Source organism: Nocardia sp. NPDC057663 (assembly GCF_042799895.1).
Taxonomy (GTDB): Bacteria; Actinomycetota; Actinomycetes; order Mycobacteriales; family Mycobacteriaceae; genus Nocardia.
The window spans coordinates 1-25,391 of record NZ_JBHVHX010000027.1; the positions used below are offsets into that span (position 1 = coordinate 1).

At 69.4% G+C, this 25,391-nt stretch carries 21 protein-coding genes and 1 tRNA gene; 14 read left to right on the plus strand and 8 right to left on the minus strand.

Annotated elements, in window-relative coordinates; all coding sequences use genetic code 11:
- The first annotated feature begins 190 nt into the window (after positions 1–190).
- The 3 genes from ACFVAV_RS32380 (at position 191) to ACFVAV_RS32390 (ending at position 3,432) form a co-directional block, all read left to right on the plus strand.
- Entirely contained in the window at positions 191–892 is a 702-nt protein-coding gene (locus tag ACFVAV_RS32380; RefSeq protein ID WP_379039395.1) for an enoyl-CoA hydratase-related protein, read from the plus strand.
- A gap of 48 nt (positions 893–940) precedes the next feature.
- The gene (locus ACFVAV_RS32385) at positions 941–2,143 is read left to right on the plus strand and encodes a M20 family metallopeptidase (protein WP_379039396.1); all 1,203 of its coding nucleotides are present in this window, start codon (positions 941–943) and stop codon (positions 2,141–2,143) included.
- A 125-nt stretch (positions 2,144–2,268) separates the two neighbouring features.
- Positions 2,269–3,432: a M20 family metallopeptidase gene (locus ACFVAV_RS32390; RefSeq protein ID WP_379039444.1), complete on the plus strand. Its 1,164-nt coding sequence runs from the start codon at positions 2,269–2,271 to the stop codon at positions 3,430–3,432.
- Positions 3,433–3,552: 120 nt separating this feature from the next.
- On the opposite strand, the gene ACFVAV_RS32395 is transcribed toward ACFVAV_RS32390, so the two are convergent.
- A complete protein-coding gene (locus ACFVAV_RS32395; RefSeq protein WP_218717701.1) occupies positions 3,553–4,014 on the minus strand; it encodes a gamma-glutamylcyclotransferase in 462 nt (153 codons plus the stop codon).
- A gap of 208 nt (positions 4,015–4,222) precedes the next feature.
- Here ACFVAV_RS32395 and ACFVAV_RS32400 point away from each other — a divergent pair, with 208 nt between their 5' ends.
- The 4 genes from ACFVAV_RS32400 to ACFVAV_RS32415 all read left to right on the plus strand — a co-directional run bounded on the left by ACFVAV_RS32400 (position 4,223) and on the right by ACFVAV_RS32415 (position 9,640).
- Complete coding sequence (locus ACFVAV_RS32400) at positions 4,223–5,623, plus strand: NAD(P)H-quinone dehydrogenase (RefSeq protein ID WP_379039397.1); 1,401 nt, start codon at positions 4,223–4,225, stop codon at positions 5,621–5,623.
- 318 nt (positions 5,624–5,941) lie between these two features.
- Positions 5,942–6,946 (plus strand): hypothetical protein, encoded by a 1,005-nt coding sequence (locus ACFVAV_RS32405; protein WP_379039398.1) that lies wholly within the window; start codon positions 5,942–5,944, stop codon positions 6,944–6,946.
- Between the two features lie 70 nt (positions 6,947–7,016).
- Complete coding sequence (locus ACFVAV_RS32410; RefSeq protein WP_379039399.1) at positions 7,017–8,378, plus strand: hypothetical protein; 1,362 nt, start codon at positions 7,017–7,019, stop codon at positions 8,376–8,378.
- Between the two features lie 92 nt (positions 8,379–8,470).
- Positions 8,471–9,640, plus strand: a complete 1,170-nt coding sequence (locus tag ACFVAV_RS32415) for a PLP-dependent aminotransferase family protein (RefSeq protein WP_379039400.1) — start codon at positions 8,471–8,473, stop codon at positions 9,638–9,640.
- A 4-nt stretch (positions 9,641–9,644) separates the two neighbouring features.
- On the opposite strand, the gene glpK is transcribed toward ACFVAV_RS32415, so the two are convergent.
- Positions 9,645–11,141: a glycerol kinase GlpK gene (gene glpK, locus ACFVAV_RS32420; RefSeq protein WP_379039401.1), complete on the minus strand. Its 1,497-nt coding sequence runs from the start codon at positions 11,139–11,141 to the stop codon at positions 9,645–9,647.
- A 166-nt stretch (positions 11,142–11,307) separates the two neighbouring features.
- Here glpK and glpD point away from each other — a divergent pair, with 166 nt between their 5' ends.
- The gene (glpD, locus tag ACFVAV_RS32425; RefSeq protein ID WP_379039402.1) at positions 11,308–13,098 is read left to right on the plus strand and encodes a glycerol-3-phosphate dehydrogenase; all 1,791 of its coding nucleotides are present in this window, start codon (positions 11,308–11,310) and stop codon (positions 13,096–13,098) included.
- Between the two features lie 6 nt (positions 13,099–13,104).
- Here the strand turns inward: glpD and ACFVAV_RS32430 are convergent, their stop codons facing one another.
- From ACFVAV_RS32430 to ACFVAV_RS32445, 4 genes are read right to left on the minus strand one after another with little or no spacing between them, the layout of a single operon-like run.
- Positions 13,105–13,938: an MBL fold metallo-hydrolase gene (locus ACFVAV_RS32430; RefSeq protein WP_379039403.1), complete on the minus strand. Its 834-nt coding sequence runs from the start codon at positions 13,936–13,938 to the stop codon at positions 13,105–13,107.
- A complete protein-coding gene (locus ACFVAV_RS32435; RefSeq protein WP_379039404.1) occupies positions 13,938–14,498 on the minus strand; it encodes a TetR/AcrR family transcriptional regulator in 561 nt (186 codons plus the stop codon). The genes ACFVAV_RS32430 and ACFVAV_RS32435 overlap by 1 nt, the downstream gene beginning before the upstream one ends.
- A gap of 32 nt (positions 14,499–14,530) precedes the next feature.
- Positions 14,531–15,310, minus strand: a complete 780-nt coding sequence (locus tag ACFVAV_RS32440) for an Fpg/Nei family DNA glycosylase (RefSeq protein ID WP_379039405.1) — start codon at positions 15,308–15,310, stop codon at positions 14,531–14,533.
- A gap of 4 nt (positions 15,311–15,314) precedes the next feature.
- Positions 15,315–20,534 carry a DEAD/DEAH box helicase gene (locus ACFVAV_RS32445; protein WP_379039406.1) on the minus strand — a complete coding sequence of 1,740 codons (5,220 nt, stop codon included), beginning with the start codon at positions 20,532–20,534 and terminating at the stop codon, positions 15,315–15,317.
- Between the two features lie 158 nt (positions 20,535–20,692).
- Here ACFVAV_RS32445 and ACFVAV_RS32450 point away from each other — a divergent pair, with 158 nt between their 5' ends.
- The 6 genes from ACFVAV_RS32450 (at position 20,693) to ACFVAV_RS32475 (ending at position 23,634) form a co-directional block, all read left to right on the plus strand.
- Entirely contained in the window at positions 20,693–21,007 is a 315-nt protein-coding gene (locus tag ACFVAV_RS32450) for a WXG100 family type VII secretion target (RefSeq protein ID WP_379039407.1), read from the plus strand.
- A gap of 18 nt (positions 21,008–21,025) precedes the next feature.
- Positions 21,026–21,328, plus strand: coding sequence for a WXG100 family type VII secretion target (locus ACFVAV_RS32455; RefSeq protein ID WP_379039408.1), 303 nt, complete (start codon positions 21,026–21,028; stop codon positions 21,326–21,328).
- A complete protein-coding gene (locus tag ACFVAV_RS32460; RefSeq protein ID WP_379039409.1) occupies positions 21,325–22,185 on the plus strand; it encodes a hypothetical protein in 861 nt (286 codons plus the stop codon). The genes ACFVAV_RS32455 and ACFVAV_RS32460 overlap by 4 nt, the downstream gene beginning before the upstream one ends.
- 101 nt (positions 22,186–22,286) lie before the next feature.
- Positions 22,287–22,682: a hypothetical protein gene (locus ACFVAV_RS32465; RefSeq protein ID WP_379039410.1), complete on the plus strand. Its 396-nt coding sequence runs from the start codon at positions 22,287–22,289 to the stop codon at positions 22,680–22,682.
- A gap of 12 nt (positions 22,683–22,694) precedes the next feature.
- Entirely contained in the window at positions 22,695–23,000 is a 306-nt protein-coding gene (locus ACFVAV_RS32470; protein ID WP_379039411.1) for a hypothetical protein, read from the plus strand.
- 91 nt (positions 23,001–23,091) lie between these two features.
- A complete protein-coding gene (locus ACFVAV_RS32475; RefSeq protein ID WP_379039412.1) occupies positions 23,092–23,634 on the plus strand; it encodes a histidine phosphatase family protein in 543 nt (180 codons plus the stop codon).
- A 45-nt stretch (positions 23,635–23,679) separates the two neighbouring features.
- Here the strand turns inward: ACFVAV_RS32475 and ACFVAV_RS32480 are convergent.
- Both ACFVAV_RS32480 and ACFVAV_RS32485 read right to left on the minus strand, forming a co-directional pair.
- Positions 23,680–23,753 (minus strand) — tRNA-Met (locus ACFVAV_RS32480).
- 52 nt (positions 23,754–23,805) lie between these two features.
- Complete coding sequence (locus tag ACFVAV_RS32485) at positions 23,806–25,329, minus strand: aldehyde dehydrogenase family protein (RefSeq protein WP_379039413.1); 1,524 nt, start codon at positions 25,327–25,329, stop codon at positions 23,806–23,808.
- Positions 25,330–25,391 lie beyond the last annotated feature (62 nt).

The window sequence follows — 25,391 nt, forward strand, 5'->3', positions numbered from 1 at the left end:
CACCGTTGCTTGCTCCTTCGTCGCCTACGCAACGGCGCCTGACCGGCGGGACGGCGGCCGACGGCCGCTTCGCGGCCTGCCCCTCCTCGAGGTCGGGGCGTGCGGGGTCGGGAGTGCTGGAAGCGACGGCGCGGTGTGGTGTGTGTACCCGCGAGTAGGTAGCTCCGAACTGCGGATTATTCTTCCCCGCATGCCGTATTTGGAGCGCTCCGGTGATGTGTTCGTCCTCTACCTCGGGAACGAGGGTGAGACCGACAACGAGAACCGTTTCTCGCCGGACTGGATCGATGCCTTCCACGCCGCACTCGACAAGGTCGAGGGCTCGGAGGGCGCTGCCGCGCTGGTCACCGTCGCGACCGGCAAGTTCTACAGCAACGGCCTCGACACCGACTGGCTGTTCGGCAACCTCGACAAGATCCACGGTTACCTGGACCGCGTGCACACCCTGTACACCCGGCTGCTGACCTTCCCGATGCCGACGGTCGCCGCCGTCAACGGCCACGCGTTCGGCGCGGGCGCGATGCTGGCCTCGTCCCACGACTTCCGGGTGATGCGCGGTGACCGCGGCTTCTGGTCGCTGCCCGAGGTGCACCTCGGCATGCCCTTCACCATCGGCATGAACGCCCTGCTGAAGGGTCGTCTCAGCAACCAGGTGTGCGTGCAGGCCATGACCACCGGCCACCGCTTCAACGCCGACGAGGCGATCGCGGCAGGCATCGCCGACGCCAAGGCCGACGCCGACGAGGTGCTGCCCGCCGCCATCGGGCGCGCCGCCGCCCTGACGAGCCTGCGCAAGCCGATCACCCCGATCATCAAGACCGCGCTGCACGCCGAGACCCTGGCCGCGCTGGCCACCCCCGTCACCCCGGAGAACCTCCCCTTCGGCAGCTGACCGCTCGCCGGTGCGCTCGTGACACCCCGTAATGCAAGACTGGGGGGTATGGCACTCTCGCGCACCGGCGAATTTTCGGCCACCGCCTCCGATGCCGCCATCAGCGCGGCCTCGGCGGAGCTGATCGGCCTCTCGCACGCGATCCACGCCGAACCGGAGCTCGCGTTCGCCGAGACGCGCAGCGTCGCCAAGATCCTCGCCCCGCTGGCCGAGCGCGGTTTCGACGTCACCACCGGCATCGCGGGCCTGCCGACGGCGTTTCGCGCCGTCTACGGCAGCGGCCCGCTGACCGTCGGCATCTGCGCCGAATATGACGCGCTGCCCGAGATCGGGCACGCCTGCGGGCACAACATCATCGCCGCGTCCGCGGTCGGCGCCGCCATCGGACTCGCCGAAGTCGCTGATCAGCTCGGTCTGACCGTCGTCGTCCTCGGCACGCCCGCGGAGGAGAGCGGCGGCGGCAAGGTGCTCATGCTCGACGCGGGCGCCTTCGACGACCTCGCGATGGCGATGATGGTCCACCCCGGCCCCGCCGACATCGTCGGCGCCCGCTCGCTGGCACTGGCCGATCTGTCCATCGTCTTCCACGGCCGGGAAGCCCACGCCAGCGCCGCCCCCGAACTCGGCCGCAACGCCGGCGACGCGGTGACCCTGACCCAGGTTGCCGTTGGCTTGCTACGCCAGCATTTACGCCCTGGCCAGCAACTGCACGGTATAGTCGCTGACGGTGGCGTAGCCCCCAACATCGTGCCCGGACGGGCGGAGTTGCTGTACTACCTCCGCGCGGCCGATTCCGCGTCACTCGACGACCTGATGCGACGAGCGAAAGCGTGTTTCGAGGCGGGCGCCCTGGCAACCGGCTGCACCCACGACATACGGACGCTCGCGCCCACCTATACCGAGCTCACCCCCGATCCGGTTCTTTCGGCTGTCTACCGCGCGCAGATCACCGGATTGGGCAGGGTGCCGATCGCGCCCGAGCTCGAGGTGCTGCGTCCACTCGGGAGCACCGACATGGGCAACGTCACCAACGTGATCCCCGGCATCCACCCGGTGATCGGCATCGATGCCGGTGGCGCGGTGACCCACCAGCCGGACTTCGCCGCGGCCGCGGTGAACGCCTCGGCGGATCGGGCGGTACTCGACGGCGCGCTGGCGCTGGCGCGTACCGCTGTCGCAATAGCACGCGATGAAGTACACAGAGACAGGTTGTTGCAACGGCTGGTCGACCGACAGGAGGACATTCGGTGAGCATTTCCGGCTATTCGGGCACCGCGCGCGCAGGCGCAGAGGCGCTATCGGTGGGCGTGGGCGCCCACTCGATGATGCGCGAGAACGCGGCGTGTCCGACCATGCCGGACACCGGACGAATCGACATGTCAGGATCCGAAATCGTCGACGCGTGGCTGGCCGAGCACACGGCCGACCTCGTGCAATGGCGCAGACACATCCACGCAAACCCCGAACTGTCGCGCGCGGAGTTCGCCACCACCGAGTTCGTCACGGGCTGGCTGAGCAAGGCCGGGCTGACCTGGGAGGTACTGCCCGGTGGCACCGGTTTGATCTGCGACCTCGGGCCGTCCGACAAGCCGCGGATCGCCCTGCGCGCCGATATGGACGCGCTGCCCATGCAGGAATTCACCGGCCTGAGCTTCGCCTCGACCGTGCCGGGCGTCTCGCACGCCTGCGGCCACGACGCGCACACCACGGTGCTGATCGGTACCGCGCTCGCGCTCGCCGAGGCGCAGGACACGCTGCCGGTCGGCGTGCGGCTGGTGTTCCAGCCCGCCGAGGAAGTGATGCCGGGCGGCGCGATCGACGCCGTCGCCGCGGGCGCGATGCAGGGTGTCGACCGGATCTTCGCGCTGCACTGCGATCCGCGGCTCGAGGTCGGCAAGGTCGGGCTGCGGACCGGCGCGATCACCTCGGCCGCCGATACCATCGAGCTGGTTCTCGACTCGCCCGGCGGGCACACCTCGCGCCCGCATCTGACCAGCGATCTGGTCTACGCGATCGGCACCGTGATCACCGGGCTGCCCGGGCTGCTGAGCCGCCGGGTCGATCCGCGTACCAGCACCGTGATGGTGTGGGGCGCGGTGAGCGCGGGCAAGGCGCCCAACGCCATCCCGCAGACCGGCATGCTCACCGGCACCGTCCGCACCGGCGACCACGCCACCTGGCTGCTGCTGGAACCCCTGGTCCGCGAGATAGTCGACGGCCTGCTGGCCCCGACCGGCGTGCGCTACCAGCTCAACTACAAGCGCGGCGTCCCGCCGGTGGTCAACGACCCGACCTCGACCCTGATGTTCGAGAACGCCGTCCTGGCGATGGGCCCCGACGCACTGGCCGACACGCCGCAGTCCGGCGGCGGCGAGGACTTCTCCTGGTACCTGGAGGAAGCCCCTGGCGCGATGGGCCGCCTCGGCGTCTGGTCCGGCACCGGCGAACAGCTCGACCTGCACCAGCCGACGTTCGACATCGACGAACGCGCACTGGCAGTCGGCGTACGAACCCTCACGAACATCGTTCTCCAGGCATAGCTGTTCCGCCTCTCCGCGACTCATGGCCGGACTCGCCAGCCGCTGACGAATCGTCGGCGGCTGGCGGGAGCTGAGGCGGTTGGGTTACTCCGTACCCGGTGAGTTACCCATGTACTTCTTTCAAGCGCCCGGGCCCACGTTCTTGCTGTTGCGGGTGCGCAGGGCGTGCACGTAATCCTCGGGGGCGCCCGCCTTTTCGGCGGCATCGGCGATGACGCCGATGTAGCGCGCCGAGGGGAGCCCGCCCTCGTAGGCGTCGAGCACGTACAACCAGGCCAGCCGGGACTCGCCCTGGGTGCCGGTGACGCGGATCCGGATCTTCTTGTGGATGCCGAAGTCGGAGCCTTCCCAGCGGTCGAGGCGCTCCTCGTCCTCGGGGGAGACGTCGTAGAGGACGACGAATACCCGGGAGCCCGGATCTTCGACGACGGTGGCCAACGGCCCTTCCCAGCCGATGTCGTCACCGGCGAAGGTCAGGCGCCAACCTTCCAGCCACCCGGTCCCGGACATGGGCGAATGCGGGCAGCGTTCCAGCATCTGCGTCGAGTCCATGTTGGACCCGTAAGCGGCATAGATCGGCACCTGACGAACTGTAGCCAATAACCGCAGCGGAATTCCTGTCTCCCACCCAGATCGGCTGACGGTCACAGTCGTGGCGTGGCCGAACACGCCGAACTTGTTCACCGATCCGACCCGGGGCTGTCACTGCGCACCTGAAATGATGGGGCGACAGTACGGGCGGGTCCTCACAAGGGACGCGGCCGATCAGGCGAATACAGGGAGCGTGGCTGTGGCACGGATTGCGATCATCGGTGGCGGACCGGCGGGATACGAGGCGGCGCTGGTAGCGGCCCAGCACGGGGCGTCGGTGACCCTGGTGGACGCCGACGGCATCGGTGGCGCGTGTGTGCTGTGGGATTGCGTGCCGTCCAAGACCTTCATCGCCTCGACCGGTCTGCGCACCGATCTGCGCCGCGCGCGTGACCTCGGCATCACCCTCGACGCCGACCAGGCCAAGGTTCACCTGCCCGAGGTGAACGGACGCGTGAAAGCGCTCGCGCTGGCGCAGTCCGCCGATATCCGGGCGAAGCTGCAGGCCGCGGGCGTGCAGCTGCTGTCGGGCCAGGGCGAATTGGTCGGTCCCGCCCCCGGATTGGCGCACCGCGTCCGCGCGACGTCGGCCGACGGCAGCACCGAGGAGTTCGAGGCCGAGGTCGTGCTGATCGCGACCGGCGCCAGCCCGCGCGTGCTGCCCGGCGCCGAGCCCGACGGCGAGCGCATCCTGAACTGGCGTCAGCTCTACGACCTGCCGGAACTGCCGGAGACCCTGGTCGTGGTCGGTTCCGGTGTCACCGGTGCCGAGTTCGTCTCGGCGTACACGGAGATGGGCGTGCGGGTGAAGCTGGTCTCCAGCCGTGACCGGGTGCTGCCGGGCGAGGACGCCGACGCGGCGCTCGTGCTGGAGGAGGCGCTCGCCGAGCGCGGTGTGGAACTGGTCAAGCACGCCCGCGCCGACGCGGTCGAGCGCACCGCCGAGGGCATCGTGGTGAAGCTGTCCGACGGGCGCACCGTGACGGGCTCGCATGCGCTGATGACCGTCGGCTCCACCCCGAACACCCAGAACCTGGGCCTGGACCGGGTCGGCATCGAACTCGATCGCGGCGGATACCTTCGCGTCGACCGGGTTTCGCGCACCTCGGTGCCCGGCATCTACGCCGCGGGTGACTGCACCGGCCTGCTGCCGCTGGCCTCGGTGGCCGCCATGCAGGGCCGGATCGCGATGTATCACGCGCTGGGCGAGGGCGTGAGCCCGATCCGGTTGAAGACGGTGGCCTCGGCGGTGTTCACCCGCCCGGAGATCGCGACGGTCGGCGTCAGCCAGACCGCCATCGACAACGGCGAGGTGCCCGCGCGCACGGTGATGCTGCCGTTGAACACCAACCCGCGCGCCAAGATGTCGGGGCTGCGGCGCGGCTTCGTGAAGATCTTCTGCCGCCCGGCGACGGGTGTGGTGATCGGTGGTGTCGTCGTCGCGCCGATCGCCTCGGAGCTGATCCTGCCGATCGCGCTGGCGGTGCAGAACAACCTCACCGTCACCGATCTGGCGCAGACGTTCTCGGTGTATCCGTCGCTGACCGGTTCGGTCACCGAAGCCGGTCGTTTGCTGATGCGCCACGACGACCTGGACTGACTCGTGCCCGCCGGAATGTGAGGCGGGTCACCGGCATGGCAGGTTTCGAATTGTCTTGTTCGACAACGTTCGTCGCCGTTCCCCGGCGGTGATCTCCCCGGGTGTTTGCCCAGGCGGCGCGAATCTTACTGCTGCGTTGCCTGTCCCGCGCTCATGTGGTTGACTCACGGCCGAGGCGCGATCAGATTGTGATCGTGTGGTGGAGTAGTGGGGGATTCCCTCCGGGAAAGGGATAAGCGAAAAGTGAAGCATCGTAAGCCGAGTCGGGCGCAGCGAGCGATGGCAAGCACGTCGTTGCCCCTGGCTGCTGCAGCCGCCGTGGCAACCCTTCTTGCGGCTCCCGCCGGCGCGGTCCCCAGCGACCAGCCGACGACGCCGGCCACACCGGCTCCTGCGCAGCCGGGCACCGAGCAGCCTTCGAACGAGGTGCCGGAGACCGGCACCCCCGAGCAGACGCAGCCGGAGACCCCGGAGAATGTGAAGCCGGGCGAGACCAAGCCGACGCCGGCCCAGCCGGGCGTCACCAGCCCCGCGCCGGGTCAGCCGGGCCAGGCCACGCCTGCCAAGCCGACCCCGAGCCAGCCGGGTGTCACCACGCCGCGCGTCGCACCGCTGCCGGTGCCGGGTCAGACCGGCCAGGGCAGCCAGGCGCAGCCTGCCGTGTCGCCGGAGCGCGCGGGCACCACGCCCGAGCAGGAGACCACCCCCGGTCAGCCGGGCACCGCAACCCCCGGTCAGCAGTCGCAGGGCCAGCCCGCGCAGCCGTCGCAGGCGCAGCCGACCGTGCCGTCCGGCCAGGGCGCGGGCGCCGATGCCGAGGACGAGGGTTCCGACAAGCTCGTCCAGACGCCGACCTGGCAGGCGCCGCACTTCTCGGACGCTCCGGCCGCGCCGGTCGTCGAGATGGAAGGCCCGCACCAGGAGCTCGGTCTCTCCGTCGACGGCGGCGGCGTGCTGCCCGGTGTCGTGAACACCCACCACTACAACAACGCCTCGGGCTACGTCGGCACCGTCGGCTACCGCACGCCGACCGGCTACGGTGACGCGGGCGTCTCGGTCGAGTACATCGGCGAGAACTCGGTCAAGGTCACCACCTACAACGGTGGCGACGGCCGTGCCGACAACACCACCGTGACCGTCCTCGACACCACCCAGGCCAACCTGGCCAAGGCGGCGGTCGAGAACTGGATCAAGGCGCAGCCGGGTGGCGTTGCCGCGATGGAAGCCGCCGCGAAGGCTACACTTCCGGTGCCGGGGGAGCTACTTCAGACGGTGAACGTCGCAGGTGTCACCACCCAGTGGGGTGGCTCGCTCCAGTACTGACACGCAGTACGTCGTGTGGGGCGGTCGGGTGCGACCGCCCCACACGTGTGTCCTGGGGAAAGGATTGGACTTGGGCACCGACGGTGACGACAACGAGCGCGGGAATCAACGACCCGCGGCCGGATTCGGTCCTCCCGTAGGCGGTTTCGGGCCGCCGGTCGACGACGAGCCCGCCGGTTTCGGTGGGCCGCTCGCCGCGGCGCCGCCGCCTGCCCCGCCGGGTTCGCTACCGGAGATGGGCTGGCGTCCGGCCGGTCCGCCCGCGTCGGGTCCACCTGCCGCGCCCGCGCCGGGTCCGTTCGGCGCGCCCGTCGCCGGGACACCGCCTGTCGCGCCGCCGCCCGGTCCGCCCACGATGCCGCCGCGACCTCCGGTTCAGCCGCCGCGCAACCAGTCCGCGCCGACTTCGGTCTTCGGCGATGCGGTGGTCACGCCGCCGCCCCAGGGTGTCCCACCGCGCCCCGGGAACGACGCCTCGCCGTTCGGTGCGCCCGACCCGCGAGTCAGCGCGCCGTCGGAGGATCAGACCGTCCGATTCACCGGTGAGCCGCCGCAGCGCCGGGACAGCTCGCCCTTCGGTGACTCGGTGCCGGTGAGCTCGGGTCGCGAACTCACCGAGGTGATCCGGCGCGGCCGGCCGGGACCGCGCGCGGAAGCTCCCGCCGAGCCCGCCTCCGAGACCGTGCGCATGTCCACGCCGGAGATGGTGCGCCAGCCCGCGCCCGAGACCACGCGCGCGCCGATCGCCGAGGAAGCCAAGGCCGAGGACAGGGCCTGGTGGAACAGTCCCGACGAGAGCGGCGGGGTGCCGAAGCCGCCCGCCGAACAGGGGCTGTCCTGGGCCGATGATCCGATCGCCCGCAGGCTCGCGCCGAAGACCCCGGTCGCACCGGTCAGCGAGAAGAAGGAAACCGACCAGCGGCTGCGCTGGATCATCGGTGGCGCGGTGGCCGCGGTGCTGCTCGTTGTCGCGCTGGTGCTCACGATCGCGCTGGTCAAGCGCGGTGGTGGGGACGACCCCGGCGTCACCGCGGCGCCGACCACCTCGGCCGCGATCCCTGGCTTCAGCTGCACACCGATGTCGGAGCAGGCGGTGACAGTCGGCAACGGTCCAGGCGACACCTCGTCGGGTGCCAAGGCGATCCTCGGCTTCCAATACGCGTTCTATGTCGACCGCTCCGGTACGAAGGTGCGCGAGTACGCGGCGCCCGATGGGGTCATTGCGCCGGCCGAGACCATCCAGGGAGCGATCGATGCCCAGATCCCCGTCGGCTCCAAACACTGCGTGAAGATGCGCGAGACCAGCCCGGGCCAGTTCGACGTGGAACTGCGCGAATGGCATCCCGACGGCAACTTGATCACCTATCCGCAGGTGATCACGACCACGAACACCGACGGAAAGTGGCGGGTCAGCTCCATCGCCACTCGATAGCGTCTCATTATTTGGGAGTGCAGTTTCACATTCTGGTGAGCGATATGCAATCGTAGGATGATTGCTTCCCTTGGTGTACCCCGGAGGTTTCCATGTCGCTGACCACTCCATTGGCCGGCAAGCTCGCGGGCTTGCAGAGCTCGGCGATCAGGGATCTGCTCAAACTCACCGCGCGCGCCGACGTCATCAGCCTGGCGGGCGGGCTGCCGGACGCGGCGCTGATGCCGCGCGAGCGGATCGCCGTCGCCGCCGAATCCGCGCTGGCCGATGCCGCGGTCCTGCAGTACACCGAGTCGCCCGGCCTGCCCGCGCTGCGCGCCGTGATCGCGGCCAGGGAGACTGCCAGGATCGGCCGCACGGTGCCGGTGGACGAGGTGTTCATCACCCACGGTTCCCAGCAGGCGCTGTCACTGCTCGCCGAGGTCCTGCTCGATCCCGGCGCACTGGTGATCGTGGAGGATCCGGCGTATGTCGGTGCGCTGCAAGTGTTCCGGGCCGCGGGTGCGCGCATTGTCGCCGTGCCGCTGGACTCCGACGGCATGCGCATCGACGTCCTGGAGGACCTGCTGGCCGCGGGCGAGCGCCCGGCCGTCGTGCACACCGTCTCCAATTTCCACAACCCCGGCGGCGTCACCCTCGCCCCCGAACGCCGCCGCCGTCTCGCGGAACTCGCTGAGGCACACGGCTTCTGGGTCATCGAGGACGATCCGTACGGCGAGCTCTGGTTCGACCGGCCCGCGCCCGACCCGGTCGCCGCCTATTCACCCCAGGTGATCCGCCTCTCCAGCGTCTCCAAGATCCTGGCGCCCGCCCTCCGCGTCGGCTGGCTGGTCGCCCCCGACCGCGTCTGTCGCGCGGTCGAACTCCTCAAGCAGGGCGCCGACCTCTGCGGCTCCGCCCTCACCCACCAGATCGCCACCGACCTGCTGACCGACACCGATTGGCTTGCCGCCCACGTCGATTCGGTCCGCCAGGCCTACCGCACCCGCGCCAACGCCCTGGTCGACGCCGTCCGCACCACCTTCGCCGACCGCGTCCGCTGCACCGACGCCGCGGGCGGCATGTTCGTCTGGGCCGACTTCACCGACGGCACCGACACCTCCGCCCTCCTGCCCAAGGCCCTCGAAGCCGGTGTCGCCTACGTCCCCGGCGCGGCCTTCGCCGTCTCGGACGCCTACCGCAACTCGATGCGCCTGTGCTTCACCACGTCCGACGAGGCCACCCTGGCCGAGGCCGTGGCCAGGCTGGCTCGCGCCCTCTGAGCCCTCAGACCCACCCGTAGGTGCGTTCGACGGCCTTGTTCCATTCGCTGTAGCGCAGGATGCGTTCGTCGTCCGGCATGGTGGGGGACCAGGTGTGGTCGGCGGTCCAGTTGGCGCGGAGGTCGTCGAGGCCGGACCAGTAGCCGACGGCCAGGCCCGCCGCGTAGGCGGCGCCGAGGGCGGTGGTCTCGCGGACTACCGGGCGGACGACGGGCACGTCGAGGATGTCGGATTGGAACTGCATGAGCAGGTCGTTGCCGGTCATGCCGCCGTCGACCTTGAGGGTGGTCAGTTCCAGGTCGAGCTGCTGGGCGGCGGCGTCGGCGCGCATGGCGTCGACGACCTCGCGGGTCTGGAACGCGGTGGATTCCAGTGCGGCCCTGGCCAAGTGGGCCTTGGTGACGAAGCGGGTGAGCCCGGCGATGACGCCGCGGGCGTCGGGGCGCCAGCGCGGGGCGAACAGGCCGGAGAAGGCGGGGACGAAGTAGGCGCCGCCGTTGTCGTCGACGCTGCGGGCCAGCGGTTCCACCTCCTCGGCCGAGGCGATGATGCCGAGATTGTCCCGCAGCCACTGGACCAGCGAACCGGTGACGGCGATGGACCCTTCCAGGGCGTACACGGCCGGTTGGTCGCCGAGCTGGTAGCAGGCGGTGGTGAGTAGGCCGTGCTTGCTGATCACCGGTGTGGTTCCGGTGTTGAGGAGCATGAAATTGCCGGTGCCGTAGGTGTTCTTGGCTTCGCCGGGGGACAGGCACGCCTGACCGAAGGTGGCGGCCTGCTGATCGCCGAGGATGCCCGCCACCGGCGCGCCTGCGAACGGCCCCGCGGTGATCTCGGCGTAGACCTCCGAGGAGCTGCGGATCTGCGGGAGCAGTGACATCGGGATGCCGAACTCGGCGCAGATCTGCGAATCCCATTGCAGCGTGCGCAGATCCATCAGCATGGTGCGTGAGGCATTGGTGACGTCGGTGAGGTGCTCGCCGGTCAGCTTCCACAGCACCCAGCTGTCCATGGTGCCGAAACAGAGGTCTCCGGCCTCGGCGCGGGCGCGGACGCCGTCGACATTGTCGAGGATCCAGCGCAGCTTCGGCCCGGCGAAATAGGTCGACAGCGGCAGTCCGGTGCGCTCGGCATAGCGCTGCGGACCCTGGTCGCCCGCCAGTTCGGTGCACAGCTGATCGGTGCGGGTGTCCTGCCAGACGATGGCGTTGTACACCGGCTCGCCGGTGGCCCGATCCCAGACGACGGTGGTCTCGCGCTGGTTGGTGATGCCGATCGCGGCCAGATCACCGGCCGAGCAGCCACTGTTGCCCAGCGCGGCGCCGAGCACCCATTCGGTATTGCGCCACACTTCCGCCGGGTCGTGCTCGACCCAGCCCGGTTTCGGGAAGATCTGCCGGTGTTCCCGCTGTGCGGTCCCGACGATCCGGCCCTGCCGGTCGAAGACGATGCAGCGACTCGAAGTCGTGCCCTGATCGATGGCGGCCACATAGCGACGCATTGGTGCAGGTTACCGAAAGGCGGGAGGCACGCCCCGCCGAATCCAGCACGAGCGGCGAGGTGGCACTACGTTGAACTTGTACGCAGCGGCGCCGGGAACGTGCACCGGCGTCGACCCACTGTCGGCTGGGACCGGCCGTTCCGCGGTCGGCGGCGAGGAGTCGAGCATGTCGCAGACACCGGAATTTCCGTTCCTGCACCCCGGGGAACTGGTCGCGGGCGGCCAACGGGACCGGCTCGGGCCAGGTCAGCTCGGACCGGACCAGCGGCGCACCGCCTGGGAACGCCTCGGCAAGGATCGGTTCGACGTCCTGGTCGTCGGCGGTGGCGTGGTCGGCGCAGGCATCGCGCTCGACGCGGCGACCCGTGGCATGTCGGTCGGGCTCGTCGAGGCCCGCGATCTGGCATCCGGTACCTCGAGCCGGTCGTCGAAGATGTTCCACGGTGGCCTGCGCTACCTCGAACAGTTCGAGTTCGGGCTGGTCAGGGAGGCGTTGAAGGAACGCGAGCTGGCGCTGTCGACGCTGGCACCGCACCTGGTGAAGCCGTTGCGCTTCCTGTATCCGCTGACCCACCGGGTGTGGGAGCGGCCGTACGTGGCCGCGGGCCTGACCCTCTACGACACCATGGGCGGGTCGAAATCTGTTCCTGGACAGCATCATCTGACCAGGCACGGCGCGATGCGGCTGGCTCCGGGGCTGCGCCGGGACTCGATGATCGGCGGCGTCACCTATTACGACACCGTCGTCGACGATGCCCGCCACACCATGACCGTGGCCCGCACCGCCGCCCACTACGGCGCGGTCATCCGCACCTCCACCCAGGTCGTCGGGTTCCTGCGGGAGGCCGATCGGGTGGTCGGCGTGAAGATGCGCGACACCGAGGACGGGCGCACCGGCGAGGCGCGCGCGCATGTGGTGATCAACGCGACCGGCGTGTGGACCGACGAGGTGCAGGGCCTGTCGCGTCAACGCGGCCGGTTCCATGTGCGCGCGTCCAAGGGCGTGCACATCGTGGTGCCGCGGGACCGCATCGTCAGCGATGCCGCGATCATCCTGCGCACCACCAGCTCGGTGCTGTTCGTCATCCCGTGGGGCGCGCACTGGATCATCGGCACCACCGACACCGACTGGAACCTCGACCTCGCGCACCCGGCCGCCACCAAGGCCGACATCGACTACCTGCTCGGGCGGGTGAACGAAGTCCTGGTCACCCCGCTCACCCCGGCCGATATCGACGGCGTCTACGCGGGATTGCGCCCGCTGCTCGCCGGGGAGAGCGACGAGACCTCCAAGCTGTCGCGCGAACACGCCGTGGCCCGCGTCGCGCCCGGCCTGGTGAGCATCGCGGGCGGCAAGTACACCACCTACCGGGTGATGGCCGCCGACGCGATGGACGAAGCGGCACAGGACATTCCGGCGCGGGTGTCGCCGTCGATCACCGAGAAGGTCGCCCTGCTCGGCGCCGACGGCTACTTCGCCCTGGTGAATCAGACGGTGCAGCTGGCCGAGCACTACGGCGTGCACCCGTACCGGATGACACACCTGCTCGACCGCTACGGCTCGGTGGTCGACGAGGTGCTGTCCCTGGCCACCGGCAAACCCGAACTGCTGCAACCGATCACCGACGCACCTGCCTACCTGCAGGTCGAAGCGGTGTACGCGGCCGCCGCCGAGGGCGCGCTGCACCTCGACGACATCCTGGCCCGCCGCACCCGCATCTCGATCGAGTACGCCGATCGCGGCGCGCACTGCGCCGAACAGGTCGCGCATCTGGTCGCGCCCGTACTCGGTTGGGACGCAGACGATATCGACCGCGAGGTGTCCACCTATCAGGCGCGGGTGCGGGCCGAGATCCAATCGCAGACCCAGCCCGACGACATCTCCGCCGACGCCCTGCGGGCGGCGGCGCCGGAACCGCGACCGCAGCTGCTCGAACCGGTGCCGCAGGATCGGTGAGGACCGCTAGACGCTCGCCGATTGCAGTGCGCGCAGTTCGACGGCATTGTGCGCGCTGAACACCTCGACCTCGTCGCCGTGGCCACGCAGCAGTTCGCGCAGACGCTCCTGGTTGTCGATCCGCGCCGGTCCGACGGTTTGTACGAGACGCTCGAACAGCGCGGTGCCGGGCGGCTGGTGCGGGTGCTCCAGGTCGAGCTGGCCGGGATGGAAGTAGGCGTCGCCGACCGCGAACTTCCAGCCCGCGCCGGTATCGATCGCGATACCGGCATGGCCGCGCGTATGCCCGGCCAGCGGAATGATCAGCAGTTCCGCTGGGAGACCGCGCAATTGACGCACCGCGCCGAAGCCGAACCAGGGCTCGCCGAGTTCGTCGTAGCTCTCCCAGCGTGGGCCGTGCGCGAATTGCGCCGCACGGTAACGGAACTTCTCGCGCGGGCCGAAATGGCCGTCGAGCGCGCGCAATTCCTCGCCGTAGACGTGCACCTTGGCCTGCGGGAATTCGGCGAGGCCGCCCGCGTGGTCGAGATCCAGGTGGGTCAGCACGATGTCGGTGACGTCCTCGCGGCGGTAGCCCAGCGCCTCGATGCGGCGTGCCACGGTGTGCTCGAGGTCGAGGACCGGGCGGGTCATCCGGATGAAGCGGCGGCCGAGCCACTCGTCGGGACGCCGGACCGACCCCTCGCCGATCCCGGTTTCGATCAGGACGAGGCGGTCGTCGAGTTCGATGAGCACGCAGTGGCAGACCATCTCGGCCCGGCGGGTGATGCCGCCGACGCCGTCGAGGAGGCGGCCGCCGAAGGGGCGCATGGTGCCGCCGTCGATGTGGTGGATACGCATCAGGGGAGCTCCTGTTCGAGGGTGGTGCGCAGATGGTCGGCGACCGCGCGCAAGGGGGTGAGGTCGCGTCGGGTGCGGGCGAGCAGCAGCCCGCCCTCGATCATGGCCAGTGCCACCGTAGACAGCTGGTCCGCGCGCTCGCCGGGAATTCCTTTGGCGCGCAGGAAGTCGTCGATGGCGGTGCGCCACGAGTCGAAGCCGGTGGCGCAGGCTGCCCGGATGAGCTCGCTGTCGCTCGCGTCGAGGGCGATGGTGGAGATGGGGCAGCCGCGCTGGAAGTTCGAGTCGGTGAGCATCGCGCCGAGGGCGGTGAACACACCGTCGATGTCGCCGGTGTCGAGCGCTGCTTCGAGCAGGGTTCGCAGCGCGTCGGCCGCCTGGACGACGGCCTCGGCGGCGAGTTGTTCCTTGCCGCCGGGAAAGTGGAAGTAGAAGGAGCCCTTGGGTGCGCCGCCGGCGCTGACCAGCTGGTTGACGCCGGTGGCGTGGTAGCCCTGGGTGTGGAACAGGTCGGCGGCCGCGTCGAGGAAACGCTGCCGGGAGTCCGTGCGGGGGGTCACCGGATCAGCGTAGCTCGAGTATGACGACCGGTCTAGTTAGTTGGCTGCGGCTGGCACCGGGGGCAGAAGTAGATGCCGCGTTCGCGCTGGGTGATGCGGTCGGCGTCGTCGTCCTCGCCGAGCAGGCGGGAGACGATCGCGGTGCCGCAGCGTGGGCACGGGCGACGGGTGCGGCCGTAGGCCATCGGTCGCCAGGGCGGTTGGTGTGCGGCCTTGCCGAGGACCCGATGGGCTTCGTCGACCAGCGCGGGCAGATCGGCGATGTCGCCGACCGGGGTCGCCGGGTGCACCCGGCGCAGGAAGCAGATCTCGCTGCGGTAGATATTGCCGATGCCGGCCAGATTGCGCTGGTCGAGCAGGGCCAGGCCGATGGGGCGGCGCGGATACCCGGAGAGTCTGCGCAGGGCCTCGGCCGCGTCCCAGTTCGGGCCGAGCAGGTCGGGGCCGAGGTGGTCGACGACGGTGTGTTCCTCGGCGCGCGGCAGCACCTGCACCTTGCCGAGTGCGAAGCCGACCGCCTCGGCCTCGTCGTTGGCCAGGACCAGCCGCGCGGTGACCCGCGGTTTCGTCCAGCGCTGGCCGCAGTGGAACACCCGCCACTCACCCTCCATCTTCAGATGGGTGTGGATGCTCACCCGGTCGGTGCGGATGAACAGGTGCTTGCCGTAGCTGCCGACCTCCGTCACCACGTCGCCGACCAGGTCGACCGTCGCGTACCTGGGCACCCGGAAGTCGCTGCGGGTGAGAGCCTTACCGGCCAGCGCCGTGCGGAGCCGCTCGGCGGTGCGGAACACGGTGTCGCCCTCGGGCATTCGGCTACACCTGCCTGCGCAGTCGCAGGCCGCGCGGTGTCATCGAGAACCCGGCCTCGACGAGGACGTCGGCGAAGGTGTTGCCGTGCACGGTTTCCCCGTTGACCTTGTCGATCACCAGCCCGTCGACCCTGCGGTCGTGCACGAGACCGGCCAGGGCGGTCGCGGCCATCCGTCGCAGGCCGGGGTCCTCGGTGAAGCTGAGCAGGGTCTTGCCGCCGCGTTCCACGTAGAGCACCAGGTCGCCGCCGACCAGCACCACCAGTGCGCCCGCCTTGCGGCCGGGGCGGTGTCCGCCCTCGGCGTCGCCCTTCGGCCACGGCAGCGCGGCACCGTACGGGTTGGCGGGGTCACACGAGGCCAGGGCGAGCGCGACGCCGGGCCCGGCGGTGCCGCGGTCGGTGTCGAACGAGCGCAACCGGTCGACGGTGTCGGTGGTGGAGAACTGGGCGCCGCCGAGGGTGTCGACGAAATAGCCGCGGCGGCACCGGCCGCGGTCCTCGAACTCGGTGAGCACCCGGTACATCAGTGCGAAGCCGCCCGGCACACCCTCGTTCTGCACCGAGCCACGGGTCAGTACGCCGTAGCGTTCGAGCAGCTGGTCGGCGGTGGCGTGGGCGCGAAGGGTGTTGTCCTGCACTCGTTCCGGCAAGACCGACCAGCGGCCGGCCAGGGTCGGTGGGCCGGTGCGGGTCGGCATGGACGGGCGCGGGAGGTAGGCGCGGCCGCGGGGGGCCCGGCGTGGGGTGCGGTGCGCGGTGGTGCTGCGTGCGGTGCCGGACAGCAGGGCGCGCACCGGGGCGAAGGTGTCGCCGGAGACATAGCCGGCCCAGACGAGTTGCCACAGTGCCTCGCCGACGGCCTTGTCGTCGAGCAGGCCGGTGGCGTCGGAGAGCTGGCGGAAGAAGTAGGCGCCGCCGCCGTGCAGGGTGGCCGGAAGTCGTCGCGGGTTGTCCTGCTCGGCTGGCGGAGTCGGAGGGAGGTCCTGGCCCCGTCCCCCGTCCCGGCTCTGGTTGAGACCTGTGTCTCCGTCGCGGTCGAGGTCTGCGTTCCCGTCCCGGTTGAGGTCTGCTTCCCGGTCTCGGGCCAGGCGATCTGTGTCCCCGCTGGATGTTCGGTGGGTTGGGGCGTCGCTCTCGGATGCTGCGTTGCGGCTGTTGGACTTGCGGCCAGTGGTGGGCGGAGTGTGGCCGGGGGCGTCGAGGTCGACTGTCGGCGTTCGCTCGGCGCGTGGGGGCCAGGGTTCGAGCGAGGCGCCGAGGGCTGCCAGGAGGCCGAGCTGGATGTCGGTGGGGTCGATGTCGTCGGGCGGTGGCAGGGTGAAGGGAGCCTGATCGGCCAGGTGCAGGGCGATCCAGCCGTCGCGGGCGGTGATCGCGCCGTGGCCGGACCAGATCACCTCGCCGCTCGCCATCAGTTCGTCCAGCATGGCGGGGGAGTAGTCGCGTACCCGCATCGGCAGGATCAGCGATTCCCAAGCCGAGGCCGGGATCGGTACGCCCGCAAGCTGTTCCACCACGGTGGCGACACCGTCGATGCCGCGCAGTTCGCCGGAACCGACGTGCTGCCAGGCAGGCAGGAAGCGGCCGAGGGCGGCGGTGGACACCGGCTCCACCTCGTGCCGGGCCGCGGCCAGCGACCGGCGGCGCAACCGGCGCAGCACTTGGGCGTCGCACCATTCGGTGCCCGCCGTCGCGGGCGTGAATTCGCCTTCCACCACGCGTTTCTCGGCCAGCAGCCGGTGCAGTGCGGTCGCGGCGACCGCGGATCCGAGGCCGAAGCGGGCGGCGACGTCGGCGGTGGTGAACGGCGCGTGGGTGCGGGCGTAGCGGCCGACGAGGTCGCCGAGCGGGTCCGGGACGGGTTCGATGAAGGCGGCGGGTACGCCGATCGGCAGGGGCACACCGAGTGCGTCCCGCAGGCGGGCGGCGTCCTCGATCGCCACCCACCAGGTCCGGCCCGCGAACGAAACCTCCAGTGCGCGACGGGCATCACGCAGTTCCGCGAACCAGGCGGGGGCATCGGAGTCGGCGAGGATGTCATCAGCGGTCTGGTCCTCGGCCGCGTCGTCGACTTCGGGAGTGTCCGCGTTCGACGCTCGGAGGTCCGCCCCGGAGAGGAGGTTGTCCTCGGCCGCGTCTGTGTTCGGCGGCCGGAGGCCAGCCCCGGTGTGGAGGACGTCGGTGCTCCGATCCGCTGCTACGTCGAGCGCTCTGGGGCCGTGTGTGCCTATGCCAGGAAAAGATTGGTCAGCGGGGCGAGGTAAGCCGTCGGCCGCCGGATCGCGAGCGCTCGCGCTATCGGCATCGCTGTCCTGCGGTTCAGCGCGGTGAGTGGCTGCCGGGGCGCCACTGCGTCGCACGCAGCGGGCGGCTGCCTCGGTGGGGGTGAGTGGGCCGAGCAGGCGCAGGAGGTCGGCCAGGCCTTCCGCGTCGCGGGCCCAGCGTTCGGGGGTGAGGCGCTGGAGTTCGCGTTCGGTCAGGGTGATGACCGCGGGGTCGAGGAGCTCACGCAGTTCGACGCGGCCGAGCAGTTCGGCGAGCAGGCTGGAGTCCAAAGCCAGTGCGGCGGCGCGGCGTTCGGCCAGTGGGCTGTCGCCGTCGTAGAGGAACTGGCCGATGTAGGAGAACAGCAGGGCGTTGGCGAAGGGGGACGGGCTCGCGGTCTCGACATCGATCAGGCGTATTTCGCGGCGGGCGACCTTGGTCAGCAGATCGCGCAGCGACGGCAGGTCGTAGACATCGCGCAGGCACTCGCGGACTGTCTCCAGCAGGATCGGGAAATCCGGGAACTTGCGTGCCACATCGAGCAATTGGGCCGAGCGCTGCCGCTGCTGCCACAGCGGTGCGCGCTTGCCCGGGTCTCGTCGCGGCAGCAGCAGCGCCCTGGCCGCGCATTCGCGGAACCGGGACGCGAACAGCGCGGATCCGCCGACCTGTTCGGTGACGATGTCGTCGATCTCGTCGGGTTCGAAGGCGAACAGTTCGGCGCCGGGCGGATCGTCGGTGGTGTCGGGCAGGCGCACCACGATGCCGTCGTCGGAGGCGGTCGGCGCGGCGTCGATGCCGAATCGTTCCTGCAACCGGGCGCCGACGGCCAGTGCCCACGGTGCGTGCACCGGGGTGCCGTAGGGGGAGTGCAGGACCAGGCGCCAGTCGCCGAGTTCGTCGCGGAAGCGTTCGACGATCATCGTGCGGTCGGTGGGCAGCTGGCCGGTCGCGGCGCGCTGTTCCTCGAGTAGCCCGACCAGGTTCGCGGTCGCGTTCTGGTCGAGGCCCGCTTTCCGGACCAGTTGGTCGAGGCGGGCGGCCGGCTTGCTCAGTTCGTCGGCGGCGGGGATGGCGCCCATCCCAGCGACGATGCGGGTGAGTTCGTCGGCGGATACCTGCCCTGCGTTCCGCACGAATTCGCCTAGGGCAGTGCCTAATTCGGCGGGGCGGCCGAGGCCGTCGCCGTGCCAGAAGGGGAGCCGGCCGGGCAGGCCGAAGGCGGGCGACACCAGCACCCGGTCGAAGGTGATCTCCTCGATCCGCCAGCTGGTCGCGCCGAGCGCGAAGACGTCACCGACCCGCGACTCGTAGACCATCTCCTCGTCGAGTTCGCCCACCCGCGAAGCCTTTTCGCCCACCATGAACACCGCGAACATGCCGCGGTCGGGGATCGCGCCGCCGGAGGTGACGGCCAGACGTTGCGCGCCGGGGCGGCCGGTGAGGGTGCCCGCGTCGCGGTCCCACACCACGCGGGGGCGAAGTTCGGCGAACTCGTCGGACGGATAGCGGCCCGCGAGCAGGTCGAGGACGGATTCGTAGGCCGAGCGGGGCAGGTTCGCGTAGCTGCCGGTGGCCCGGACGATGTCGAACCAGGCGTCGACGTCGATGGGTTCGAGTGCGCAGGCGGCCACGGTCTGCTGGGCGAGGATGTCGAGCGGGTGCGCGGGGATCTGGAGTAGTTCGATCTCGCCCGCCAGCATGCGCTGGGCGGCGACGGTGCAGTGGATGACGTCGGTGCGGTGCTTGGGAAACAGCACACCCCGCGAGATCTCGCCCACCTGGTGCCCGGCCCGGCCGACCCGCTGCAATCCGCTGGCCACCGACGGCGGCGCCTCCACCTGCACCACCAGGTCGACCGCGCCCATATCGATGCCGAGTTCGAGGCTGCTGGTGGCGACCACGCAGCGCAGCCGTCCGCTCTTGAGGTCGTCCTCGATGATCGCCCGCTGTTCCTTGCTGACCGACCCGTGGTGGGCCCGGGCCAGTAACTGGTCGGCGCCGTGGATCACCTCGGTGGACGGCCCGAGCTGGGCGGGCGGTGCGTGCTCGGTGTCCACCGGCTCACCCAGCCGGGCGGCGTAGGCCTCGTTGAGCCGCGCGGTGAGTCGTTCGGCGAGCCGCCGCGAGTTCGCGAACACGATCGAGGACCGATGCTCGAGCACCAGGTCGACGATGGCCTCGTCGACGTGCGGCCAGATCGAGCCCGGCTGGTCGGAGTCACCGGGATCGGTCATATCGGCCACCGGCACCCGCACCGACAGATCGAACGTCTTGGGCGCGGGCGGCCGCACGATGGTGATCGGCGCCGAGCCCACCAGGAACCGCCCGACCTCCTCGGGCGGCCGCACGGTCGCCGACAGCCCGATCCGCTGCGCCGGTCGCTCGGTGAGCTGATCCAGCCGGGCCAGCGACAAGGCCAGATGCGCGCCACGCTTGCCGCCCGCGATGGCGTGCACCTCGTCGACGATCACGGTGTCGACCTGGGCCAGCGTCTCCCGCGCCGCGGACGTGAGCAGCAGGAACAGCGACTCGGGCGTGGTGATGAGAATGTCCGGTGGCGTGCGCTGCATGGCCCGCCGCTGCGCCGGTGTGGTGTCGCCGGAGCGCACACCCACGGAGATGTCGAGCGGCTCGAGCCCCAGCCGCTTGGCGGTCTGCGTGACCCCCACCAGCGGTGCCCGCAGATTCCGCTCCACATCCACGGCCAGCGCCTTGAGCGGCGACACATACAACACCGACGTCCCGCGCGGCGTCCCCGGCTCCGGCGCTGCCCGCGTGGCCAGCTGATCGATGGCCCACAGGAACGCCGACAACGTCTTGCCCGACCCGGTGGGCGCGACGACCAGCGTGTGCTTCCCGTCCGCGATCGCCTTCCACGCCCCGAGCTGGGCCGACGTCGGCCCGGCGAAGGCCCCGTCGAACCACTGCGCGGTAGCGGGAGAGAACCGATCCATAGGTTTCAGTGTGCACCGGGCCACCGACAATCCCACCAAGGGCAATAGCGGAATGCTTCTGGTTACACTGCCGGCCGACCTTGTATCCGGGAGATGGTCTTCCGGCAACGATCTGTGAGAGACCGCGCCCGGCCTGGGCAGTTCGATGGGGGATTTTGATGACTACGGGAGATCCTTCGACCCTTTCGGTCGAGCCTGAGGAAGTCAAAGCGCTGGAGCGTTTGGCGTTCCAGGTGGCGAAGGAGTGCCAGGCCGGATACGCGTCGTTGGTGACCGATATGCGGGCCACGATCGAGACGTGGACCGGGAACAACGCGGGTGTGTTCACTGCGGGGTGGGAGGAGTTCCATCTGGGTGCCGATCAGGTGTGGGATGCGTTGTTCGAGCTGGCGGACAAGTTGGGGATCACTGCAGAAACCCTGCTTGCGGTCGATGAATCGAATGCCGCGGCGACCTACACGCTGAACCTCTGAAGCCGGAGCTGACATCTGATGGCTACCGAACCTCCCGCGTTCTCGGTCGACCTCGACCAGCTCGAGCAGTTGACCACCCGCATGCGCGGATACCTGGCCGCGGTCGCCGATGTCCTGACTGCGCTCGATACCAAAGCCAAGGAGGTCGAGGGCGTGTGGTCCGGTGACGCGGCCGCGGCCTATACCGAGGCGCACACCGAGTGGCGCGCCGGTGTCACCGATATGCAGGAAGGCTTGGCGGCATTGGAGACGGCTGCGAAGACCGCGCACCAAAGCTACACCGATGCTGCCTCGACGACGCTGAAGATCCTGGGCGTATGACGCTGACGGTCACCAAGCTGGAAGTCGATCCCAAGGTCTATTACCAGGCGGCTACCAACTGCTTCGACGCGGCCGCATCGCTGTTCGACAGCTTCACCTATATCTTCGGTGAACTCAACGGTTACGGCATGATGGCTGGCCGGGACGAAGATGGTCGAGCGTGGGCGACTTCCTACGACCAGTCTGCTCGGGATGCTGTCGCGTTCTACGGGCAGACATATAAGACGCTGCGTGCTTACGGCACGGCGCTCAACGACCTCGGTTTCGAGCACGCGAAGTCCGATGCCGCGATCAAGGGAACAGCACAACCGGAAAGACCGGCGGATTCGGCGTCGACGGCGACGTTCGGACCGTATGCTCTGCCCGCGTCGGCGGCGGGCGGGACTCCGCAAGGTCTTGCAGAGACCGCGATCGATGTTCTCGACACGATCAATTGTCCGCTCCCGGATGGTAATACCGACACTCTCGCGAAAGCGGCGGACGCGTGGGATCGTCTCGGCAGGATCTATCAGAACACCAACGCCAAAGACAAGATCACGATCGCGGCCAGCCTGTTCGATGGCGTGACCTCCAATGATGCGATGCAGGTCCGCGAAGACCTGAAGAAGATCGAGAAGTCGATCGCGGCGCTGCTTGACACCTGTAAACAGATCAGCAAGTCGTGCACCGACTACCAGGGCGCGATCCAGGAACTCCGTAACGAGATCAAGGAGTTCATCGAAGCCATCATCACCGAGGCTGCTATCGATGCAGCGGTCACGGTGATCGCCACCTGTCTGACCGGTGTCGGTGGCCTGATCGCCGGCGCCAAAGCGGTCGAGTCGGCTCGTCGGTGGTCTGTGAAGATCACCGGCTAGGAGGCAAGGGCGACCCTGATCGGACGCCCAAGGCTGCCGGGCTGAGCGACGATGATCGCCGGGCCCTACTCCAAGGGCCGAGTGACCTTCGCGGCCGGTCCTTGACCGACATCCTGCGCACCGGCGAAACACCGACACCCGACCAACAGCGCCAGATCGATGCGCTCAACGAAGCACTCGGAAAGATGCCTGCCCACGAAGGGCTGGTCACGCGGAATACCAATCTGACCCCCGAGCAGCTCGCCCGATACGAGCCGGGGCAATCGGTCACCGAGAAGGGATTCACCTCGGCGAGTACGAACCCGAGCGGGGTGAACGAACTCACGGTGCAGAACTCGCAGGTCGAGTTCCTGATCGTCAGCAAGAACGGTCGTGACTACAGTGAGTACGGAACCCCTGACGAGGTGCTGTTCTCATCGGGGACCAACTTCTTCGTCCACAGCAAGACCACCGATCCGGCAACGGGCCGGACCGTGATCAAGATGACGGAAATGTAGGGAGAAACCCACATGCCGGAAGACTTCGGTGGCAAGGTCTTCTATTCCGCTGAGGAAACCGAGCAGCAGGGGCTGCGACCTTCTGCGGAGGATATCGCACGCAGCGAACGGATGTTCGCCGAGTTCGAGGAGAAGCGCCGAACGCTCGGCCCGGCCCCTGCAGGGACGACGCCAGGGTTCGGCGGTCGGTTCTCCGATGACTTGGGTGGTACGGAGTTCGAGGGCTGGACCCGCGATCCCAGCACCGGTGCATGGTTCGACAAGGAAGGTCGACCGGCTTACGACAACGACGGTCGGCGGATCAGCTACCGCGAATAGTCCCTGAGTCGGTCGCACACCCACAGGGCTATGCGGTAGATCAGTGTCCTCGGTCACGCCGTCATTCCGGTCGGCGCTACTCTGGGATCTCGTGCAAACGGTGCTCAGAGTCGACCTCGTCGGCCACGGCCTGACCGAGGCGGTACGGAAGGCGCGATTCCCTGTCGACGAACCACTGGACGAGTCGGGGCGCGGTGCGCTGCGCGCGGACGCGGTGCTGGCCGGTGCCCGGGTGCGGACCGGGCCGGAACGGCGGGCTCGGGAGACGGCGGAGGCGCTAGGGCTGGTCGGTGAGCTGGATGCGCGATTACGGGATCTGGATTCCGGCTCGTGGCGGGGGACCGAGATGGGCAGTCTCGCACAGGATCAGCTGTTCGCGTGGCTCACCGATCCAGAATTCCGCGGGCACGGTGGGGAATCGGTGACCGATCTGGTGGACCGGGCGCGGTTCTGGCTGGCCGAGATCGCCTCGGCGGGGCGGGACACGGTGGCGGTGACGCATCCGGCGGTGATCAGGGCGGTGCTGCTCGTCGTGCTCGACGCGCCGCCGAAGTCGTTCTGGCGCATCGATGTTCCACCCGCGAGCGTCACCCGGCTGCACTACCGCGGGAACTGGACACTGCGCCTCGGCTAGAAACGACGAAAGCCCCGGAGTCGAAACTCCGGGGCTTTCGCCTAGTAGCGGGAACAGGATTTGAACCTGCGACCTCTGGGTTATGAGCCCAGCGAGCTACCGAGCTGCTCCATCCCGCGTCGTAAACACCACTGTACACGGCGCGGCACGGATGACGAAATCGGTTTCTGATCAGGCGAAATGTATCCCCTGGGCCAGCGGGAGCTCGGTCGAGTAGTTGATGGTGTTGGTGGCCCTGCGCATGTAGGCCTTCCATGAGTCGGACCCGGATTCGCGTCCGCCGCCGGTGTTCTTCTCACCGCCGAACGCGCCGCCGATCTCGGCGCCCGAGGTGCCGATGTTGACATTGGCGATGCCGCAGTCCGAGCCGGCCAGGAATCGTTCGGCCTCGCGCTGGTCGAGGGTGAAGATCGACGAGGAAAGGCCCTGCGGCACATCGTTGTTGAGCGCGATCGCGGTATCGATGCCGTCGTAGGTGAGCACGTAGAGAATCGGCGCGAAGGTCTCCTCGCGCACCAGCTCCGTCTGCGCGGGCATCCGCACCACCGTGGGCCGCACGTAGTAGGCGTCGGGGCCGACCAACTCGATGCGCTCACCGCCGCAGACGATCTCGCCGCCCTCGTCCACGGCGCGCGAGAGCGCCTTCTGCATCGAGGTGAACGCGCGCTCGTTGATCAGCGGCCCGACCAGCACGCCGTCGTCGAGCGGATTGCCCACGCGCAGTTGGCCATACGCCGCCGCGAGGCGCTCGACGAGCTGATCGGCGATCGAACTGTGCGCGATCAGCCTGCGCAGCGTGGTGCAGCGCTGCCCCGCCGTCCCCGCCGCGGCGAAGACGATGCCGCGCACCGCCAGGTCCAGATCGGCGCTCGGCGCGACGATCGCGGCATTGTTGCCGCCCAGTTCCAGCAGGCAGCGGCCGAACCGGCCCGCCACTCGCGGCGCGACCACACCACCCATCCGCACCGAACCGGTGGCGCTGAGCAGCGCGACCCGCGAGTCGTCGACGAGCGCCGCACCGACCGCGGCGTCACCCTGGATCAGCTGGTGCACTTCGGGATCCGCGCCGACATCGACCGCGGCGCGACGCAGCAGTGTGTGACAGGCCAGCGCGGTCAAGGGTGTGGTCTCCGACGGCTTCCACACCACCGTGTCACCGCAGACCAGCGCGATGGCGGTGTTCCACGCCCACACCGCGACCGGGAAGTTGAACGCTGAGATCACGCCGACGACGCCGAGCGGATGCCAGGTCTCCATGAGCCGGTGGCCGGGCCGCTCGGAAGGCATCGTCGCGCCGTAGAGCTGGCGCGAGAGGCCGATCGCGAACTCGCAGACGTCGATCATCTCCTGCACCTCGCCCAGCGCCTCGGGCCCGATCTTGCCCGCCTCCAGCGTGACCAGTTCGGCGAGCTCACCCTGATGTGCGACCAGCAGCTGGGCCAGTCGGCGCACCAGCGCGGCACGGACCGGGGCGGGGACCGTGCGCCACGCATCGAACGCGGCGGCGGCCCGGCCGATCGCGGCGTCGACCTGGGTGGGTGTGTCAGCGGCCAGCGGCAGCAGGGTGCCGCCCGAGATCGGCGTGCGCGCGAGCAGCGGTCCGGACTCCGGGACGCTCGCGCCGAGGCCGTGCAGCAGGGCCCTGGCGCGCAGCGCGAGCTGCTCGGAGAAGTGCTCGGTCACGGTGTTGGTCATCGCTGCTCACCTTCTGCTGTTTTGGTACGGCTCACGGAAAAGTTCGGTGGAATTCGGTGGGG

Bases quoted from the DNA above. Each gene is read 5' to 3' on its own strand.
- ACFVAV_RS32380 (WP_379039395.1), top strand. From the start codon at position 191: ATGCCGTATTTGGAGCGCTCCGGTGATGTGTTCGTCCTCTACCTCGGG.
- ACFVAV_RS32385 (WP_379039396.1), top strand. From the start codon at position 941: ATGGCACTCTCGCGCACCGGCGAATTTTCGGCCACCGCCTCCGATGCC.
- ACFVAV_RS32390 (WP_379039444.1), top strand. From the start codon at position 2,269: ATGTCAGGATCCGAAATCGTCGACGCGTGGCTGGCCGAGCACACGGCC.
- ACFVAV_RS32415 (WP_379039400.1), top strand. From the start codon at position 8,471: ATGTCGCTGACCACTCCATTGGCCGGCAAGCTCGCGGGCTTGCAGAGC.
- glpK (WP_379039401.1), bottom strand. From the start codon at position 11,141: ATGCGTCGCTATGTGGCCGCCATCGATCAGGGCACGACTTCGAGTCGC.
- glpD (WP_379039402.1), top strand. From the start codon at position 11,308: ATGTCGCAGACACCGGAATTTCCGTTCCTGCACCCCGGGGAACTGGTC.
- ACFVAV_RS32430 (WP_379039403.1), bottom strand. From the start codon at position 13,938: ATGCGTATCCACCACATCGACGGCGGCACCATGCGCCCCTTCGGCGGC.
- ACFVAV_RS32440 (WP_379039405.1), bottom strand. From the start codon at position 15,310: ATGCCCGAGGGCGACACCGTGTTCCGCACCGCCGAGCGGCTCCGCACG.
- ACFVAV_RS32445 (WP_379039406.1), bottom strand. From the start codon at position 20,534: ATGGATCGGTTCTCTCCCGCTACCGCGCAGTGGTTCGACGGGGCCTTC.
- ACFVAV_RS32450 (WP_379039407.1), top strand. From the start codon at position 20,693: ATGACTACGGGAGATCCTTCGACCCTTTCGGTCGAGCCTGAGGAAGTC.
- ACFVAV_RS32455 (WP_379039408.1), top strand. From the start codon at position 21,026: ATGGCTACCGAACCTCCCGCGTTCTCGGTCGACCTCGACCAGCTCGAG.
- ACFVAV_RS32460 (WP_379039409.1), top strand. From the start codon at position 21,325: ATGACGCTGACGGTCACCAAGCTGGAAGTCGATCCCAAGGTCTATTAC.
- ACFVAV_RS32470 (WP_379039411.1), top strand. From the start codon at position 22,695: ATGCCGGAAGACTTCGGTGGCAAGGTCTTCTATTCCGCTGAGGAAACC.
- ACFVAV_RS32485 (WP_379039413.1), bottom strand. From the start codon at position 25,329: ATGACCAACACCGTGACCGAGCACTTCTCCGAGCAGCTCGCGCTGCGC.